Origin of the sequence: Streptococcus sp. HMSC067H01 (assembly GCF_001814775.1) — a bacterium.
Classification (GTDB): Bacteria; Bacillota; Bacilli; order Lactobacillales; family Streptococcaceae; genus Streptococcus.
Map to the genome: position 1 here is coordinate 8254 of NZ_KV817792.1, position 18551 is coordinate 26804.

The 18551-nt window shown below is 43.1% G+C and carries 15 protein-coding genes; 8 read left to right on the forward strand and 7 right to left on the reverse strand.

Annotated features, from left to right (window positions below):
- Positions 1–77: 77 nt before the first annotated feature.
- From HMPREF2987_RS04945 to leuS, 3 genes are all read right to left on the reverse strand, one after another.
- Positions 78–500, reverse strand: a complete 423-nt coding sequence (locus HMPREF2987_RS04945) for a GNAT family N-acetyltransferase (RefSeq protein WP_075229580.1) — start codon at positions 498–500, stop codon at positions 78–80.
- A gap of 11 nt (positions 501–511) precedes the next feature.
- Positions 512–1204, reverse strand: a complete 693-nt coding sequence (locus HMPREF2987_RS04950) for a GNAT family N-acetyltransferase (protein ID WP_075229581.1) — start codon at positions 1202–1204, stop codon at positions 512–514.
- 108 nt (positions 1205–1312) lie between these two features.
- Positions 1313–3814 carry a leucine--tRNA ligase gene (gene leuS, locus HMPREF2987_RS04955; protein WP_075229582.1) on the reverse strand — a complete coding sequence of 834 codons (2502 nt, stop codon included), beginning with the start codon at positions 3812–3814 and terminating at the stop codon, positions 1313–1315.
- Positions 3815–4070: 256 nt separating this feature from the next.
- Here leuS and HMPREF2987_RS04960 point away from each other — a divergent pair, with 256 nt between their 5' ends.
- The 8 genes from HMPREF2987_RS04960 to HMPREF2987_RS04995 all read left to right on the forward strand — a co-directional run bounded on the left by HMPREF2987_RS04960 (position 4071) and on the right by HMPREF2987_RS04995 (position 13026).
- Positions 4071–5087, forward strand: coding sequence for an NAD(P)H-dependent glycerol-3-phosphate dehydrogenase (locus HMPREF2987_RS04960; protein WP_075229583.1), 1017 nt, complete (start codon positions 4071–4073; stop codon positions 5085–5087).
- 25 nt (positions 5088–5112) lie between these two features.
- The gene (gene galU, locus HMPREF2987_RS04965; RefSeq protein ID WP_180364503.1) at positions 5113–6009 is read left to right on the forward strand and encodes a UTP--glucose-1-phosphate uridylyltransferase GalU; all 897 of its coding nucleotides are present in this window, start codon (positions 5113–5115) and stop codon (positions 6007–6009) included.
- Between the two features lie 302 nt (positions 6010–6311).
- On the forward strand, positions 6312–8855 hold the full coding sequence (pbp1b, locus tag HMPREF2987_RS04970; protein ID WP_075229585.1) for a penicillin-binding protein PBP1B: 2544 nt from the start codon (positions 6312–6314) through the stop codon (positions 8853–8855).
- Positions 8856–8938: 83 nt separating this feature from the next.
- Positions 8939–9850, forward strand: a complete 912-nt coding sequence (locus tag HMPREF2987_RS04975) for a DMT family transporter (protein WP_075229586.1) — start codon at positions 8939–8941, stop codon at positions 9848–9850.
- Positions 9851–9934: 84 nt separating this feature from the next.
- Entirely contained in the window at positions 9935–10633 is a 699-nt protein-coding gene (gene dapD, locus HMPREF2987_RS04980; RefSeq protein ID WP_075229587.1) for a 2,3,4,5-tetrahydropyridine-2,6-dicarboxylate N-acetyltransferase, read from the forward strand.
- Between the two features lie 61 nt (positions 10634–10694).
- Positions 10695–11825, forward strand: a complete 1131-nt coding sequence (locus tag HMPREF2987_RS04985) for an N-acetyldiaminopimelate deacetylase (protein WP_075229588.1) — start codon at positions 10695–10697, stop codon at positions 11823–11825.
- A 3-nt stretch (positions 11826–11828) separates the two neighbouring features.
- Positions 11829–12368 (forward strand): 5-formyltetrahydrofolate cyclo-ligase, encoded by a 540-nt coding sequence (locus HMPREF2987_RS04990; RefSeq protein WP_075229589.1) that lies wholly within the window; start codon positions 11829–11831, stop codon positions 12366–12368.
- Positions 12352–13026, forward strand: a complete 675-nt coding sequence (locus tag HMPREF2987_RS04995; protein ID WP_075229590.1) for a rhomboid family intramembrane serine protease — start codon at positions 12352–12354, stop codon at positions 13024–13026. The genes HMPREF2987_RS04990 and HMPREF2987_RS04995 overlap by 17 nt, the downstream gene beginning before the upstream one ends.
- Positions 13027–13103: 77 nt before the next feature.
- Here the strand turns inward: HMPREF2987_RS04995 and HMPREF2987_RS05000 are convergent, their stop codons facing one another.
- The 4 genes from HMPREF2987_RS05000 to HMPREF2987_RS05015 all read right to left on the reverse strand — a co-directional run bounded on the left by HMPREF2987_RS05000 (position 13104) and on the right by HMPREF2987_RS05015 (position 18545).
- Positions 13104–14483, reverse strand: a complete 1380-nt coding sequence (locus HMPREF2987_RS05000) for a glycoside hydrolase family 1 protein (protein WP_075229591.1) — start codon at positions 14481–14483, stop codon at positions 13104–13106.
- Between the two features lie 110 nt (positions 14484–14593).
- Positions 14594–16447: a proline--tRNA ligase gene (locus HMPREF2987_RS05005; RefSeq protein WP_075229592.1), complete on the reverse strand. Its 1854-nt coding sequence runs from the start codon at positions 16445–16447 to the stop codon at positions 14594–14596.
- A gap of 16 nt (positions 16448–16463) precedes the next feature.
- Positions 16464–17720, reverse strand: coding sequence for an RIP metalloprotease RseP (gene rseP, locus HMPREF2987_RS05010; protein ID WP_075229593.1), 1257 nt, complete (start codon positions 17718–17720; stop codon positions 16464–16466).
- Positions 17721–17741: 21 nt separating this feature from the next.
- Positions 17742–18545 carry a phosphatidate cytidylyltransferase gene (locus tag HMPREF2987_RS05015; RefSeq protein WP_049549597.1) on the reverse strand — a complete coding sequence of 268 codons (804 nt, stop codon included), beginning with the start codon at positions 18543–18545 and terminating at the stop codon, positions 17742–17744.
- Positions 18546–18551 lie beyond the last annotated feature (6 nt).

Here is an 18551-nt window from a genome sequence, read left to right on the forward strand (position 1 = left end):
TAAATAAAGTTAGGAGGTCTTTATTTAATGATTACATGATACATGAGTAAACTTAAAGTTAACTTAAGATAAAAGAATTATTGTAATTTTTTTCGATCCACCCAAATCATCCCTGTACAATCATAAGTAGATAAGGTTTCAAACCCCAGAGAACGGTAAAAACCCAAGTTTTTTTCTGTCTGTTCAGTTACTAGTTGGACTTGATAGGCATCTTTGAAATCCCCTAAAGCCTCTTTCATCAAGTCGTTGCCAATCCCTTGGCGCTGATAGCTAGGCAAAACGATCAAATCCTGGACAAAAACTGATGAAAAACCATCTCCAACTAAACGGACCAAGCCCACCACGGCATCGCCATCAAGTGCCGTATAAATCGCTAGTGAGTGAGACAAGGCCTGCTCCAGCATCTGGGGTTGATGTGTATAGTTTGTCCAACCAACTGCCTGGTAGAGATGCAAAACGTCATCTAACTTAACAACTCCTTGCTTTTTAATAGTAATCATGTCTCCACCTCTTAGAGCTCTCTTAAGCTCTTGTACTGCTTCCCATTTTTATCAAAATTTTCAGGAACCAACCATGCTTCCAAACGAGTTTTGACTTGAGGCCAATCCTTATCGATCATGGACAACCAATCCGTATCTCTGGTGCGACCTTTATAGATAACAGCTTGGCGGAAGGTTCCTTCATAGACAAAGCCCAAACGTTCTGCTGCTCGTCTTGATGGCAAATTTAGAGCATCGCATTTCCACTCGTAGCGACGATAGTTAAGCTCCTCAAAAACATATCGCGCCAAGAGATACTGAGCTTCTGTCCCTATTCGTGTCCCCCTGAGCTTTGGAGAAAAGATAACAGTCCCAACTTCAACTACACGATTATTTTGGTCGATGCGCATAAGCGAAAAGGTTCCCATGGCCTTACCAGTCTCCCTATCCAAGATAGCATAGAAAAAACGGTCCTCACGAGCCAACATCTGATTTAAAAGGTTGACCAGTTCCTCCATATCTGCCACTGGCTCCTGAAAGAGGTAGGTCCACATGTCACGAGGAGTATCTGGGCCATAAACAGCTAGTAAATCCTCCGCATGCTTTTCTACCGAGAGAGCTTCTAGAATCGTATATCGCCCTTCTATCCGTACAAGTGAAGGCAAAACTCCAGGTGTATCATCTACAGGTTCACCAATCATCTGACCATATTCATTTACTGGCATAGCTTTCTCCTTGTCTCACACTTATAAGTTTAAAGATGTGAATAGTATATCACATCTCACAGGTAATCTACAAAAAATCCTCCAGATTCTACTCTGAAGGATTCATTTTTATTTCACAACAATGTTTACAAGCTTATTTGGTACACTAATCACTTTCACGATTTCTTTGCCATCAATTTCTGCTTTGACTTTTTCGTCAGCCAGAGCAACTTCTTGCAATTCTTCGCGTGATAGATCTTTTGCGACCATAAGTTTAGCACGGACTTTCCCTTTGATTTGAACGACGATTTCAACTTCGTCTTCAACCAATTTGCTTTCGTCCCATGTTGGCCAAGCCACATAAGAGATAGACTCACCTGTTGCTGCAACTGTTTGCCAGAGTTCTTCTGCCAAGTGAGGCGCAAATGGGGCGATCAATTGGACAAAGCCTTTGGCGTAATCCACGTAGAGTTTGTCTTCCTTGTTAGCTGCATTGACAAAGACCATGAGCTGGGCAATGGCTGTGTTGAATTTCATGGACTCGATTTGCTCTGTGACAGCTTTAACGGTTTCGTTGTAAACCTTGTCAAGAGCACCATTGTTTTCCGCAACGATTTCTTTACTTGTGATCAAACGGTAAACACGGTCGAGGAACTTACGGCTTCCTTCTAGACCTTCTTCTGACCAAGCGATTGAAGCATCGAGTGGTCCCATAAACATTTCATAGACACGAAGGGTATCAGCACCATATTGTTCCACCACATCGTCTGGGTTGACAACGTTCTTGAGGGATTTAGACATTTTGGCTGGTGCTTGCTCCAACTCTTCTCCTGTTTCCACATGGAAGAAGGAACCATCACGTTTTTCAACCTTGTCAGTTGCTACAAGAGCACCACGGTGGTCTCGGTAGCTAGTACCCAAGATCATGCCTTGGTTAAAGAGTTTTTGGAATGGCTCTTTAGTTGGAACAACACCGATATCATAGAGGAATTTATGCCAAAAACGAGCGTAAAGCAAGTGAAGCACGGCGTGTTCTGCACCACCCACATAGATATCGACTGGCAACCATTGTCTGAGGAGGTCCTCATCAGCCAATTTCTCAGTGTTATGTGGATCGATATAGCGGAGGTAGTACCAGCTTGAACCTGCCCATTGTGGCATGGTGTTAGTTTCACGACGACCTTTGACGCCATCTTCACGAGTCACTTCAAGCCAATCTGTCAAGTTAGCTAGTGGACTTTCACCAGTACCTGAAGGACGGATGTCCTTGGTTACTGGCAAGACAAGTGGCAAATCACTTTCTGGAACGGCTGTTGAAGTCCCATCTTCCCAATGAATGATTGGGATTGGTTCACCCCAGTAACGTTGACGGCTAAAGAGCCAGTCGCGGAGACGGTAAGTTACCTTCTCTTGACCACAGCCTTTTTCTTCCAACCAAGCCACAATCTTGGCAATAGCATCTTCTTTGTTAAGACCGTTCAAGAAATCAGAATTGACATGAAGACCGTCTTCTGTGTAGGCAGCTTCTGCTACATTTCCGCCTTCCAGCACTTCTACGATTGGTAGGTCAAATTGTTTAGCAAATTCCCAGTCACGTTGGTCGTGGGCTGGTACGGCCATAACGGCACCTGTACCGTAACTAGCAAGAACGTAGTCTGCAATCCAGATTGGAATTTCTTTGCCGTTTACAGGGTTGATAGCATAAGCACCCGTCCAAACACCTGTTTTTTCCTTAGCAAGATCTGTACGAGCCAAGTCTGATTTGAGGCTGGCTTGGTGTTTGTAGTCTGCTACTGCTTCTGCTTGCTCTGTGCTTGTGATGGCATCTACTAGTTCATGCTCAGGAGCCAAAACGGTGAAAGTCGCTCCGAAAAGGGTATCCGGACGTGTCGTAAAGACTGTGAATTCCTTGTCTGTTCCCTTAACTTTAAAAGTTACATTAGCACCAGTTGATTTACCAATCCAGTTGCGTTGCATATCCTTGATAGACTCTGGCCAATCCAGATCATCCAAGTCATTGAGCAAGCGCTCAGCATAAGCTGTGATTTTGAGCATCCATTGACGCATTGGTTTGCGGACAACTGGATAGCCTCCACGCTCAGATGTTCCATCAGGAAGGACTTCTTCGTTGGCAATGGCTGTTCCTAGTTCCTCAACCCAGTTTACTGGCACTTCAGCTTCATAAGCCAAGCCATTTTCATAAAGCTTAGTGAAAATCCATTGCGTCCACTTGTAGTAGTTTGGATCTGTTGTGTTGACTTCTCGATCCCAGTCGTAAGAGAATCCAAGCGCATTGATTTGGCGTTTGAAGTTAGCAATGTTTTCAGCCGTAAATTCTGCTGGGTCATTACCAGTATCCATAGCATATTGCTCTGCAGGCAAACCAAAAGCATCCCAACCCATTGGGTGAAGGACATTGTATCCTTGCGCACGTTTGAAACGGCTGAGGATATCAGTCGCTGTGTAGCCTTCTGGGTGTCCTACGTGCAGACCCGCTCCAGACGGGTAAGGGAACATGTCGAGTGCATAAAACTTAGGTTTTGAGGCATCTGTTCCTGTCTTAAAAGTGTGATTGTCAGCCCAGTATTTTTGCCACTTAGGCTCGATTTCTTTATGATTGTAAAAACTCATGGTATCTCTCCAATTTTCGTGATGTTCCTATTATACCATTTTTTAGAAGAATAGTGCTCTTCTTTTCTTGGTTTTGAATGATATCCACTTTGAAAATAAAGTAGTTTATTTGCTTTTTCTTGAAATTCTCTCTAAAAATTTTATCCAATGAATACAGAATCCTAATAATAGTAGAATTCTTAGCTAGTTATATAAGTGCAAGATAGGGCTTTTTGTGGTAGAATGTAGGAAAAAGCTTTCTCAGAAGGAGGAAAAGATGAACAAACAAACCATCGCAGTTTTAGGACCTGGTTCTTGGGGAACTGCCCTATCACAAGTCCTAAATGACAATGGTCATGAGGTACGTATTTGGGGAAACATTCCCGAGCAAATCAACGAAATCAATACACATCATACTAACAAACACTATTTTAAGGATATTGTCTTAGATGAAAAAATTGTAGCCTACCAAGACCTAGAAGTAGCCTTGAAGGATGTGGATGCTGTTTTATTTGTCGTCCCAACCAAGGTTACACGACTCGTTGCCCAACAAGTAGCTGCCGTTCTTGACCATAAAGTGGTCGTCATGCACGCTTCAAAAGGCCTCGAACCCAATAGCCACAAACGTCTTTCAACCATTCTTGAAGAAGAAATCCCTGAAGAACTTAGAAGCGAGATCGTCGTCGTATCCGGTCCTAGCCATGCGGAAGAAACCATCGTACGTGACATCACCTTGATTACCGCCGCATCTAAGGATTTAGAGACAGCCCAGTATGTTCAAGAACTCTTTAGCAACCACTACTTCCGTCTTTATACCAATACAGATGTGATTGGAGTGGAAACAGCTGGTGCTCTTAAAAATATCATTGCTGTTGGTGCAGGTGCCCTTCATGGACTTGGATTTGGTGATAATGCAAAAGCTGCTATTATCACGCGTGGCCTTGCAGAAATCACTCGTCTGGGTGTCAAGCTTGGAGCAAATCCATTAACTTACAGTGGTCTTTCAGGTGTTGGTGATTTGATCGTTACCGGAACTTCTATTCACTCACGTAACTGGCGCGCTGGAGATGCTCTGGGGCGTGGAGAAGCCTTGGCAGATATCGAAGCTAACATGGGAATGGTGATTGAAGGGATTTCAACGACCAAAGCGGCCTACGAGTTGGCACAAGAGCTTGGAGTCTATATGCCTATTACCCAAGCCATCTACCAAGTTATTTATGAAAATGTAAATATTAAAGATGCTGTTTCTGAACTTATGAACAATGAGTTCAAGGCAGAAAACGAGTGGTCCTAAACCACAGTTAGAAAGGAATCTCATGATGCAAAAAGTTAGAAAAGCCGTTATCCCTGCTGCAGGACTTGGAACTCGCTTCCTTCCTGCTACCAAAGCCTTGGCTAAGGAAATGCTACCAATCGTAGATAAACCAACCATTCAATTTATCGTTGAAGAAGCTCTTAAGTCTGGAATTGAGGATATTCTTGTTGTCACAGGGAAGTCAAAACGCTCAATCGAAGACCATTTTGACTCAAACTTTGAGCTAGAATACAACCTCAAAGAAAAAGGAAAGAATGATCTCTTGAAACTTGTTGACGAAACGACTGGCATGCGCCTCCACTTCATCCGTCAAACTCACCCACGCGGACTCGGAGATGCCGTTTTGCAAGCAAAAGCATTTGTTGGGAATGAACCTTTTGTAGTTATGCTTGGGGATGACCTCATGGATATCAATGATGACAAGGCTATCCCATTGACAAAACAGCTTATCAATGACTATGAAAAAACTCATGCTTCTACCATCGCTGTAATGCCTGTCCCACATGAAGAAGTCTCAGCCTATGGTGTCATCGCTCCTCAAGGAGAAGGCAAAGATGGACTTTACAGTGTTGAAACCTTCGTTGAAAAACCAGCACCTGAAGATGCACCAAGTGATCTAGCTATCATCGGTCGTTACCTTCTCACACCTGAAATTTTTGGTATCCTTGAAAAGCAAACACCTGGTGCCGGAAATGAAATCCAGCTCACAGATGCTATCGATACTCTCAACAAAACTCAACGAGTATTTGCTCGTGAGTTTAAAGGGTCACGTTACGACGTTGGAGATAAGTTTGGATTTATGAAGACTTCAATCGACTACGCACTTAGACATCCACAAGTCAAAGATGATCTTAAAGACTACTTGATTAACCTTGGAAAAGAACTCTCAGGAGAAAAATAATCGCTTTTACAACACGAGGCTGGGACAAAAGTCCTAGCCTCTCAATTTTCTTTGGATTGCTGAGCAAGATGCAGTGGTCGAGTGGGCTCTACTACGCTGATTTCATCAGCTTTTACAGCCCTACTCAACTGTGCGGAGGTGGGACGACGAAATCGAATTCTAACGAATTACCGATTTCTGTCCCACTCTTTTTTCTATGCTTAAACACCAAGGTCTTACCCTTATATCAAGGCTCATTCTAAGCCTAATTGCTTGCAAGAGAAGCTTTTATGGTATAATAATAATAAAGAGTGAGGAATTCTATGAACAATCGATTAACAAGAATCAAACAAAAAGGACTGGCCTTCCTTCAGTCTCTAAAATCAACCATTTCAAAAAAAGATCCAGAGAAAAACAGTGGAAAATCTTCTAAGAAAAAGAAGAAAACTAAAACCAAACTGACTATTTGGACTATTTTTGCCAATATCTTGCTAGGAATCAAAGCAACTTTTAACACTCTTTTTATCCTCGCATTCATTGGTGGGCTCCTCGGATCAGGGGTTGTCTTGGGCTATGCTGTTTCTCTTTTTGATCAGGTAAGTGTTCCACAAACAGAGGATTTGCTCAAGCAAGTCAATAATATTTCATCCATCTCTGAGATTCGCTATGCAGATGGTTCCATGATCGGAGCTATCGAAAGCGACCTCCTTCGAACATCTGTTTCATCAGAGGATATTTCAGATAATCTGAAACAGGCTATCGTTGCGACTGAAGATGAACATTTTGCAGAACACAATGGTGTCGTTCCAAAAGCTGTTATTCGTGCCAGTCTAGGAAATTTTATCGGACTTGGTTCTTCCAGTGGAGGATCTACCCTAACACAGCAACTCATCAAGCAACAAGTCGTTGGTGATGCTCCTACACTAGCTCGTAAAGCAACTGAAATCGTGGATGCCCTGGCCTTAGAGAGAGAAATGAGTAAGGACGAAATCCTGACAACCTATCTCAACGTCGCTCCATTTGGTCGTAACAATAAAGGGCAAAATATCGCAGGCGCTCAGCAGGCCGCGACTGGAATTTTCGGAGTGGATGCTAGCAAACTGACCGTCCCTCAAGCAGCTTTTCTAGCAGGATTGCCACAAAGTCCTATCTCCTACTCACCTTATGAATCAACTGGTGAGATGAAGAGTGAGGAGGATATGCAACTAGGTATCAAGCGTTCCAAAGATGTTCTTTACAATATGTACCGAACAGGAGCCATCAGTCAAGAAGACTATGAAACCTATAAAGCCTATGACATTAAGCAGGATTTCCTGCCAGCAGAAAATGTTAACATTACTGCTAAAGGCTTCCTCTACTTCTCTGCCCTCGATGAAGCGACGAACCTCATGTATGATTACTTGGTACAAAAAGATAACGTCTCTGCACAAGAACTAAAGAACGAATCTATCCAAAAATCCTATCGTGAATTGGCCGAAAAAGAAATTCAAAACGGCGGCTATCGTATTACAACTACCATTGATAAAGCTATTCACACGGCCATGCAAAACGCCGTAGCAAATTATGGCTACTTACTAGATGATAGTTCAGGGCAACCTGAAGTTGGAAATGTCTTGATGGACAACCAAACGGGAGCAATCTTAGGCTTTGTCGGTGGACGAGATTATCTGACCAATCAAAACAACCATGCCTTTGATACCAAACGCTCTCCTGCCTCTACTACCAAGCCTCTCTTGGCTTATGGTATTGCTATTGACCAAGGGCTCATGGGAAGTGCTAGTGTCTTGTCAAACTATCCAACTAACTTCTCTAACGGAAATCCTATCATGTATGTCAATAGCCCTGGTACAGCCATGATGAACCTTAAAGAGGCTCTAAATTACTCTTGGAATATCCCAGCCTACTGGACCTATCAGCTACTTCTTCAAAAAGGGGTTGATGTTCGTTCCTACATGGAAAAGATGGGCTATGATATCCCTGAATACGGCATCGAAAGTCTACCTATGGGGGGAGGAATCGATGTCACTGTAGCTCAACATACAAATGGCTACCAAACCTTGGCTAACAATGGTGTTTACCATAAGAAATACATGATTTCAAAAATCGAGAAGACCAGTGGCGAAGTCATTTATGAACACAAGGATGAACCTGTTCAAGTCTACTCCAAGGCAACTGCAACGATTATGCAAAGTCTACTGAGAGATGTTATCTCATCCCGAGTGACCTCGACCTTCCAGAATGACCTTGCGTCCCTTAACTCTAGTCTCGCAAGGGCCGACTGGATCGGAAAAACTGGTACTACCAATGAAGACGGTGATATGTGGCTCATGATTTCAACTCCAAGACTGACCTTGGGAGGCTGGATTGGCCATGATGACAATAGCCCACTCGCCAAGGGTGCAGGTCACTATCGAAATGCTAACTACATGGCCCATCTGGTCAATGCCATCCATCAAGCTTCTCCTTCTGCTTGGGGTTCAGAGCGCTTTAGTCTTGATCCTAGTGTTACTTCATCTCAAGTCCTTAAATCAACTGGGCAAAAACCAGGTAAGGTTTCCATCAACGGAAAAGAGATTAATGTAACAGGAGAAATGGTGACTAGCTACTGGGCTAACCAAGCAGGTGCACCAACTACGACCTACCGTTTTGCGATTGGTGGAAGTGATTCAGACTATCAAAACGCTTGGTCTAGTATTTTGGGAAGTTTACCAAAAGCATCTACTTCCTCATCAAATAGCAATAATAACAACAATACTAACAATCGTAATAATAACAATAATAGTGCTACCAACAGTAATACTGGTAACAGTAGCTCTACACCAAATAACAGTAGTAATCCACCTGCTTCTAGCAGCCAACAGCAATAAATACTATATTGTTTGAGAGTGAGAAAGAAATGATTTTTCTCCACTCTCTTTTTTCTTTTTTCATTTCATGGTACAATATGTACATGAATAAATATCAAAAGAATATATTTAAGGGAACTATCTATTCTCTCCTTTCTGGCTTAATTTGGGGAATCTGTGGAATTTTAGGAGAGTACTTTTTTGCCCACTATCAAGTATCATCAGGCTGGATTACCTCCATGCGTCTCCTCGTCGCAGGTAGTGTAGTACTCATCTTATCGAGCTTTCAACTCCGCTCCCAGCTCTTTGATATCTGGAAAAATTGGAAAAATTACCTTCCTTTTCTGACCTATGCCATCTTAGGGATTTTCTCCGTTCAGTTTTTCTTCTATCTCTGTGTCGAGTACTCCAACGCAACCACTGCCACCATCCTCCAATTTATCAGCCCTATCTTTATCCTCCTTTTCAATCGCATCATTTACAAGAAAAAAGCTTCAAAAAGTGCCATTTTTTATGTCTTGATTGCCATGATTGGAGTTTTTCTGATGGCTACAAAAGGAGATTTGTCTAAGTTGTCAATTACTCCCCTAGCTCTCATAACAGGTCTCCTTAGCGCACTAGGTCTCATGTTCAATGTTATATTACCCCAGCGTTTTGCTAAAAATTATGGGTTCATGCCTACTGTTGGATGGGGGATGATTATTGCGGGGCTTTTTAGTAATGTTCTCTACCCCGTTTATGAGATTAGCTTCCAGCTTGATGTCGTTAGTATCTTGATTTGTTTGACCATCGCCTTTTTAGGAACGGCTTTTGCCTTTTTCCTTTCCATGAAGGCTGTTTCCCTGGTCTCGCCCTTGGTAGTATCAGTCGTCAGCGCAAGCGAACCGCTATCCTCAGCGATCCTCAGTGTCCTTTTCCTTGGGATGGTCCTAGATGGTTTCTTGGTACTGGCCATGATTTTGATTATCGTGCCTATGATTTTTTTGTCAATCGAAGAATCAAAATCAAAGAATTAAACACCCTCTTTTGATACTTTAGGCTTCAATTTTGAAGCCTTTTTTGATAGAATAGTAAGCATTACAAAGAGTGAGGAGACCCCTATGACTGCTACAAAAATGAATGCACAAGAAATTATCCAATTTATCGCCAATGCTGAAAAAAAGACCAGTGTAAAAGTAACCTTTGAAGGACAACTTGCTGGAGCTATCCCTGCTTCTGTTACCAAGCTTGGAAATGTTCTTTTTGGAGATTGGAAAGATATCGCTCCTCTTCTCGAAGGACTGACTGAAAACAAGGATTATGTTGTTGAGCAAGACGCTCGCAACTCAGCTGTACCTCTCCTTGACAAGCGTGACATCAATGCCCGTATCGAACCAGGTGCTATCATCCGTGACCAGGTTGAGATTGGTGACAACGCTGTTATCATGATGGGGGCTGTTATCAACATCGGTGCTGAAATCGGTGCTGGCACTATGATTGATATGGGTGCCATTCTGGGTGGACGTGCTATTGTCGGTAAAAATAGTCACGTAGGTGCCGGCGCTGTTCTTGCAGGTGTTATCGAACCAGCTAGTGCGGAGCCTGTCCGTGTCGGTGACAATGTTCTCATCGGTGCTAACGCTGTGGTTATCGAAGGTGTTCAAATCGGTAGCGGTTCTGTTGTTGCAGCAGGTGCCATCGTTACTCAAGATGTTCCAGAAAATGTTGTGGTAGCTGGTGTTCCAGCTCGTGTGATCAAAAAAATCGATAGCCAAACCCAACAAAAAACAGCGCTAGAAGATGCGCTTCGCACCTTGTAATTAGTAACAGAGGCGGAAATATTTCCAGCCTCTTTATCGTATCAGTAGAAGGAAATTAGATATGTTAGATTTAATTCAAACTCGACGCGATCTTCACCAAATTCCTGAGATCGGTTTAGAAGAAGTCAAGACTCAAGCTTATTTGCTCAATGTCATTGAGAAATTAACAGCTGGTAAGGATTTTGTTCAGATTCGTACTTGGCGAACAGGTATTTTAGTTTACTTGCAGGGAAGTCAGCCAGAAGGTACCATTGGCTGGCGGACAGACATCGACGGACTCCCAATCGTTGAACAAACAGGTCTTGCCTTTGCCTCTCAGCACCCAGACCGCATGCATGCTTGTGGACATGATTTTCACATGACCATTGCCCTTGGAAGTCTCGAACGTGCATTAGAAAAACAACCCAAAAACAATCTCCTCTTTCTCTTTCAACCTGCAGAAGAAAATGAAGCAGGTGGTATGCTCATGTATGAAGATGGTGCTTTTGGAAACTGGTTGCCTGACCAATTCTATGGGCTTCATGTTCGTCCAGACCTAAAAGTTGGACAGATTGCGACCAATACCCATACACTCTTTGCTGGAACATGCGAAGTTAAGATTCGCTTCAAGGGTAAAGGTGGTCACGCTGCCTTCCCACATCAAGCAAACGACGCTCTGGTTGCAGCTAGCTATTTTGTCACTCAAGTTCAATCGGTTATCAGCCGTAATGTTGATCCTATCGAGGGAGCTGTCGTCACTTTCGGTGTCTTTCAAGCTGGAACAACCAATAATGTCATCGCTGATACAGCTTTCTTGCATGGAACTATTCGAGCTCTCACACATAGCATGAGCCTCTTGGTTCAAAAACGTGTCAAAGCCATCGCTGAAGGGGTCGCAGCTGCTTTTGATATGGATGTGGAAGTTGAACTCAAGCAGGGAGGTTACCTACCTGTCGAAAACAACCCTGAATTAGCTCGAGAATTGATGACCTTCTTTGATGAAAAAGAGGGAATTGAACTAATCGACATCGAACCTGCCATGACAGGAGAAGACTTTGGTTATCTTCTCTCCAAGGTTCCTGGTGCCATGTTCTGGCTTGGAATTGATAGTCCCTATGCTCTTCACCATCCACAGATGAGTCCTAAGGAAGAAGCTCTGGCAATTGGAGTCGAGGCTGTATCAAGCTTTTTAGCAAAGAAAGCTGTGGATTAAACAATGAAAAAAGCACTACGCAAGCAGGTCTTGCAAGAACTCAAATCTCTATCAGCCGAAGAAAAGGAAGTCATGGACGCTTGGTTGACTGAGCAACTACTTCTACATCCCTTCTATAAGGAAGCAAAAACCATCGCCACTTACCTGTCTTTTCCTCATGAATTTCAGACAGCTAGACTCATTGTACAAGCTCAAAAAGATGGGAAGACTATCCTCATTCCCAAAACCTATCCACATGGGAAAATGGACTTTGTTCTATATGAACCAGAGAAACTCGAAAGAAATTCTTTTGGACTTCTTGAACCTCAAGGAGAGTTCACAATCCTTGAACCCTCTCAGATTGACCTGATTCATGTTCCTGGTTTGACTTTCAATCCTTCAAGGTATAGGGTTGGCTACGGTGGTGGCTACTACGACCGCTACTTGGAGCATTTCCCAGGTCACACCATCAGTACACTTTATCCTTGTCAGATTCAGGACTTCCAGCCTGATTCACATGATATTCCCGTTGAGGAGGTACTCATCTATGAAAGAAATTTTTGATCGTCGGTATCCTGTCACGAGCTTCTTTCTACTCGTGACAAGCCTGGTTTTTGTACTCATGTTTCTAACCAGTGGTTTCAACTATACCAGTGCAGCCACCTTATATCAGTTTGGAGCTGTTTATCCCCCAGCAATCAAGGCCATGCCTGAGCAGATATGGCGTTTATTCTCAGCAACCTTTGTCCATATTGGCTTGGAGCACTTTTTAGTCAATATGCTATCCCTCTACTTCTTAGGACGTCAGATGGAACAAATCTTTGGCTCCAAACAGTTTTTCTTTATCTACCTTCTATCAGGTATGATGGGAAATCTCTTTGTCCTAGTTTTTAGTCCCAATGCCATTACTGCAGGTGCTTCAACTGCCCTCTACGGTATGTTCGCTTCTATTGTCGTCCTCCGATATGCTTCACGCAATCCCTATCTCCAACAACTTGGTCAATCCTACCTCTCCCTCTTAGTCATCAATCTAGTAGGTAGTGTCTTAATCCCTGGAATCAGCCTTGCTGGGCATGTCGGGGGTGCTGTCGGGGGTGCATTACTGGCTATCGTCTTCCCAGTTCGAGGAGAACGAAAAATTTACACACCAGGCCAACGTGGTCTAGCAACCCTAGCCTTTATTACTTTATCAGCCTTACTACTCTTTATCGGATTACTTTAAGACAAAGAAAAACCATTGGAATCTCTCTCCGAGAGCTTTATTTCCAATGGTTTTTTTGAATCTATATAAAAAGTAGCTTAAAATCCATTATTGTCACTGAGTTCTTTGAACCAGTGGCCTGATTTTTTCAGGCGTCGTTCTTGCGTTTCAAGGTCAAGCTCGACTAAACCATAACGGTTTTTATAGCTGTTGAGCCATGACCAGCAATCGATAAATGTCCAGATCAAGTAGCCTTTACAGTTAGCACCATCTTCAATTGCACGATGAAGTTCACGAAGGTGACCTTTAACAAAGTCAATACGATAATCATCCTGAATCATACCATTCTCACGGAATTTATCTTCACCTTCAACGCCCATCCCATTCTCTGTCAACATCCACTCGATATTGCCATAGTTTTCCTTGATATTTTGAGCAATATGATAGATTCCTTGTTCATAGATTTCCCAGCCACGGTGCGGATTGATCTTACGACCAGGCATGACATAAGGTTCATAGAAATGCTCTGGCAAGAGCGGACTGTCAGGATGCTTAGCAAAACGTGGCGCCATGACACGCAAGGGTTGGTAGTAGTTGACTCCAAGGAAATCTACTGTGTGCTCACGAATAAGTTCCAACTCCTCAGCTGTAGAATCTGGCAGCAAATCATGCTCAGCTAAAATTTCCTTCAATTCTTCTGGATAAGTTCCCAAGACAGATGGATCTAGGAAAGATTGAGCTTGGAATAGATCAGCAATGCTAGCTGCTTTTACATCGGCAGGATGCTGACTACGTGGATAGGCTGGTGTCAAGTTGAGGACAATTCCAATCTTAGAATCAGGCAAAATCTCATGGCAGGCCTTCACCGCAAGAGTGCTGGCTAGCTGGGTATGATAGGCAACCTTAACAGCTGCTTTGGCATCTACCTTATGAGGGTAATGCGCATCATAGAAATAGCCGAATTCTACAGGAACGATAGGCTCATTGAAGGTAATCCATTGGTCCACCAAATCTCCATAAGTCTCAAAACAGAAACGAGCATAATCTTCATAAGCTTTAATGATTGCCTTATTTTCCCAGCCATCCCCATCTTCTTGAAGAGCAAAAGGCAGATCAAAGTGATAAAGATTGACTAAGAGACGGATTCCCTTGGCCTTAATAGCTTCAAAGACATGACGATAGAAAGCCACACCTTGAGAGTTGACTTCTCCACGACCCTGTGGGAAAATACGAGACCACTGGATAGAAGTCCGGAAGGCTGTATGCCCTGTTTCTAACAATAATTCGATATCTTTTTCCCAATTTTCATAAAAGGTCGATGTCTTATCTGGTCCAATCCCATTATAGTAGCGATTTGGTTCCACTTGAAACCAATAATCCCAGAGATTATCTCCCTTTCCGTCACCAGGCACTCGCCCTTCTGTCTGTGGCCCAGAAGTTGAGGAACCCCAGACAAAATCCTTTGGAAATTTTAGCATAGCTCTACCTCTTTATTTACTCTTTTTATCTTTATTTTATCTCATTATAGAGAAAAAACAAGGCAAAAACTAGTTACATTTTTGTCTTGTTTTTCTTCTGATTATAGATTTTATTTATTTGTTAGGATTTCAAGGGTTTCAAGCAAGCTATCTGCGTGAACTTCGATTGTATCCCCTGTCGCCTTAATCTTGACTTCTACGATACCATCAGCTGCTTTCTTCCCAACAGTGATACGGATTGGAAGACCAATCAAGTCGCTATCGCTAAATTTAACACCGACACGTTCGTTACGGTCATCCGTCAAGACTTCGTAGCCTTTATTTACCAAAGCTTCTTCGATACGATCTGTCAATGCAAGACTTGCTTCATCATTGACATTAACTGGAATCAAGTGCACATCAAATGGCGCTAATTCTTTAGGAAAGTTGATCCCCCAAGCGTAACGGTATTCACCTTTTGGTGTCTTATTTACAAAGAGGCGAGCGTGTTGCTCCATAACTGCTGAAAGGAGACGACTCACACCGATACCATAGCATCCCATGATAATTGGCACAGCACGGCCATTTTCATCCAAAACATCTGCTCCCATGCTTGCTGAATAGCGAGTTCCGAGTTTGAAAATATGACCGATCTCAATACCACGCGCAAAGTTAAGAACACCTTGTCCGTCTGGAGAAATTTCACCCTCACGAACTTCACGGATATCTACATATTCTGCAGTAAAATCACGACCCGGGTTCACACCAGTCAAGTGGAAACCATCTTCGTTGGCACCAACAACTGCATTACGACTATCTTGCACCTTGCGGTCTGCGATAATCTTGACATTTTCTGGAAGATTGACTGGCCCAAGTGAACCAAAGTCCGCTCCCAATAATTCTTTCACTTCCGCCTCGGTTGCAGGTTCTAAGAAGTCTGCTCCAAGGTAGTTTTTCAATTTGACTTCATTGAGTTGGTCATTGCCAACGAGTAGGGCAACAACTGGCTCCTCGTCTGCGATATAAACCAAGGTCTTGATTGTTTGCTCTTCAGAGACATTCAAGAAGGCTGCGACTTCATCGATCGACTTGACACCTGGTGTTTCCACGCGAGCCACTTCATCTTCAGTCACAACACGGTTGCTTGGTTTGTAGGCGTTAGTTGCCATTTCCAAGTTAGCTGCATAGCTTGACTCACTTGAGTAAGCAATGGTGTCTTCACCAGAAACCATCCATTTGAGCAATTCAGCCTTGATTTCTTCTTGCACTTGATCAGGGATTTCATCAAACGACGCGACAGATTTATCTAACACTACCCAACGGTCAAGGTCTGTACGAGCAGGTGTGATGGCCATAAATTCTTGACTATCCTTACCACCCATGGCTCCACCGTCACCGATGATTGCTTTAAAGTCCAAACCACTACGAGTGAAAATACGTTCGTAAGCTGCCTTGTACTCATCATAAGTAAGATCCAAACTATCATAGTTAGCGTGGAAGCTATAACCATCTTTCATGATGAATTCACGCGTACGAAGAAGTCCATTACGTGGACGTTTTTCATCACGGTACTTAGGCTGGATTTGGTACAAGTTCAGTGGTAACTGCTTATATGACTTGACAGAATCACGGACAATCGCTGTGAAGGTTTCTTCGTGAGTTGGACCCAAGATAAAGTCTGACTTCTCACGGTTTTTCAATTTGTACAAGTCTTCCCCGTAGGTTTCATAACGGCCAGATTCACGCCAAAGATCAGCACTGAGAAGGGCAGGAGCCAACATTTCAACAGCGCCAATCTTGTCAAACTCTTGACGCATGATATTCTTAGCTTTTTCGATAACACGGTTAGCAAGTGGTAGGTAAGAGTAAACACCTGCAGATACTTGACGAACATAACCAGCACGTAACATAAGGGCGTGGCTGATAACTTGAGCATCGCTTGGCATTTCGCGAAGCGTTGGAATAAGCATTTTACTTTGTTTCATATTTTTCCTCTAATTCTTAAAAGAAGGTTCGCATGATGTCGTTCCAAGTCACGGCGATCATCAAAACGACCATAATGACAACTCCGACCAGAGTGACATAGGTTTCAATTTCTTGTTTTAGTGGTTTGCGACGGATAGCTTCTAGGATATTGAGCACGATTTTTCCACCATCCAGCGCCGGTATCGGAATTAAGTTGAAGATACCGATATTGATGGAAATCATAGCCAAGAAGAACAAGACGTTTTCAAGACCATTCTTAGCAGCATCGCTGCTTGCCTTAAAGATAGCAACGGGGCCACCAAGCTTATTCAAATCTGGTTGGAAGATCAAGCTTTTCAAAGCATTGAGAATGCGCAAGGCTGAGTCAGCCGCACTTGTAAATCCACCCATAAACATGGACCAGATATCTGATTTGAGTCTTGGCTGAACACCCAAGATATAACGACCTTGGTTTTCCTCAGGGGTCACACTGACTTGTTTTTCAGTTCCATTTTCAGAGACTGTTACATCCAATACAGGTGCTGTTTTGTCCTTGGTCTCTGTCTCAACTGCCTGAATCAAATCTGCCCAGTTTGAAATCTCATAACTGCCGACCTTAGTAATTTGGGCCGTATTTTCAACACCAACCTTAGCCAAAGCACTATCTGGAATAATACTAAAGTTATTACTTTGCGTATCACGAACGCCACCTTGCATGAAAATCAAAATCCAGAAAACAACGACTCCTAAAATGAAGTTATTCATAGGACCAGCAAAGTTGGTGATCATTTTACCCCAGACAGTCGCATTTTGATATTGGACATCTAAGGGAGCTATACGAACTTCCGTTCCATCAGCTTCCACAATGGTCGCATCATGATCAACTGAGAAGGTCTTCTCTTCTTCCAAGACCAAGCCTCTAATAAAGAGTTTGTCCTCAAAATCAAACTGAGTGACCTGCATAGGCAGAGCTGTCTGGTCAACCTTTTTACCAGAGAGATTGATACGCTTGACCTTGCCATCCGCTGCCAGTGTTAAGCTTGCGGGAGTTCCAGTCTTGATTTCTGTCGTATCATCACCCCAACCTGCCATACGAACGTATCCTCCAAGTGGCAGGAGACGAATGGTATAGGCAGTCCCATCTTTTCCTATGTGGGCAAAGATCTTAGGTCCCATCCCGATGGCAAACTCACGAACCAAAATTCCAGACTTTTTAGCAAAGTAGAAATGGCCGAACTCGTGAACCACCACGATAATTCCAAAGACCAGGATAAATGTTAGTAATCCTATCATTTAATTTCTGTTCACCTTTCCTTAAAATAAGCCAAAGAGGTGCATAATAGGGAAAACTACTAGCATACAGTCAAAACGATCCAGTACCCCACCATGACCAGGGATAAATTTGCCTGAGTCTTTGACTCCAAAATGACGCTTCATAGCACTTTCGATTAAATCACCCAACTGACCTGCTAGACTAAAGAAGATAGCAAAAACCATCATTTTGTAAATCCCATATGGTAAAGCAACGGTACTATCGACTAGCATAAAGATGAGAGTCGCTAGCATAGCAGCCAAGATACCCCCTATAGCACCTTCTATGGTCTTGTTAGGCGATACTCTCGGAGCAAGCTTTCTCTTGCCAAGCTTCATCCCCACCAGATAAGCACCGCTATCTGTTGCCCAGACCAGACAAAGTCCCAAAAGGGCCTTATCCAAGCCTGCAATTCGAGCATCAACCAAGGCATTAAAGCCGAAGCCAACATAGAAACTCATGGCAATCGGAAAAACAGCATCCTCAATGGTGTAGTTCTTGCTGAAGACTGTCGCTCCTAGCATGATGAGGATTACAACTCCATAGGCTACAACATTCCCATCTACAGGTAAAAACTTCCAGTAGTTTTCCAAAGGCACGGTCAGAGCAAAGGTCGCTAGTAAAGTCAAGAGACCTTCAGGCGTCATGGTATTTAACCCCTTCATGCGAAGCAACTCATGCACTCCCAACATAGCCACAAGTCCCATAGCAATCTGTAACCATAGACCACCGAGGATCAAGATTGGTATAAAGATAGCTAAGGCCAAGATAGCAAAGAGCGTTCTCTTTTGTAAATCCTTTATCATAATATT

What these genes read in the sequence shown, in the direction of transcription:
- HMPREF2987_RS04945 (WP_075229580.1), bottom strand. Translation starts at nt 500, where the DNA reads ATGATTACTATTAAAAAGCAAGGAGTTGTTAAGTTAGATGACGTTTTG.
- HMPREF2987_RS04950 (WP_075229581.1), bottom strand. Translation starts at nt 1,204, where the DNA reads ATGCCAGTAAATGAATATGGTCAGATGATTGGTGAACCTGTAGATGAT.
- leuS (WP_075229582.1), bottom strand. Translation starts at nt 3,814, where the DNA reads ATGAGTTTTTACAATCATAAAGAAATCGAGCCTAAGTGGCAAAAATAC.
- HMPREF2987_RS04960 (WP_075229583.1), top strand. Translation starts at nt 4,071, where the DNA reads ATGAACAAACAAACCATCGCAGTTTTAGGACCTGGTTCTTGGGGAACT.
- galU (WP_180364503.1), top strand. Translation starts at nt 5,113, where the DNA reads ATGCAAAAAGTTAGAAAAGCCGTTATCCCTGCTGCAGGACTTGGAACT.
- pbp1b (WP_075229585.1), top strand. Translation starts at nt 6,312, where the DNA reads ATGAACAATCGATTAACAAGAATCAAACAAAAAGGACTGGCCTTCCTT.
- HMPREF2987_RS04975 (WP_075229586.1), top strand. Translation starts at nt 8,939, where the DNA reads ATGAATAAATATCAAAAGAATATATTTAAGGGAACTATCTATTCTCTC.
- dapD (WP_075229587.1), top strand. Translation starts at nt 9,935, where the DNA reads ATGACTGCTACAAAAATGAATGCACAAGAAATTATCCAATTTATCGCC.
- HMPREF2987_RS04985 (WP_075229588.1), top strand. Translation starts at nt 10,695, where the DNA reads ATGTTAGATTTAATTCAAACTCGACGCGATCTTCACCAAATTCCTGAG.
- HMPREF2987_RS04990 (WP_075229589.1), top strand. Translation starts at nt 11,829, where the DNA reads ATGAAAAAAGCACTACGCAAGCAGGTCTTGCAAGAACTCAAATCTCTA.
- HMPREF2987_RS04995 (WP_075229590.1), top strand. Translation starts at nt 12,352, where the DNA reads ATGAAAGAAATTTTTGATCGTCGGTATCCTGTCACGAGCTTCTTTCTA.
- HMPREF2987_RS05000 (WP_075229591.1), bottom strand. Translation starts at nt 14,483, where the DNA reads ATGCTAAAATTTCCAAAGGATTTTGTCTGGGGTTCCTCAACTTCTGGG.
- HMPREF2987_RS05005 (WP_075229592.1), bottom strand. Translation starts at nt 16,447, where the DNA reads ATGAAACAAAGTAAAATGCTTATTCCAACGCTTCGCGAAATGCCAAGC.
- rseP (WP_075229593.1), bottom strand. Translation starts at nt 17,720, where the DNA reads ATGATAGGATTACTAACATTTATCCTGGTCTTTGGAATTATCGTGGTG.
- HMPREF2987_RS05015 (WP_049549597.1), bottom strand. Translation starts at nt 18,545, where the DNA reads ATGATAAAGGATTTACAAAAGAGAACGCTCTTTGCTATCTTGGCCTTA.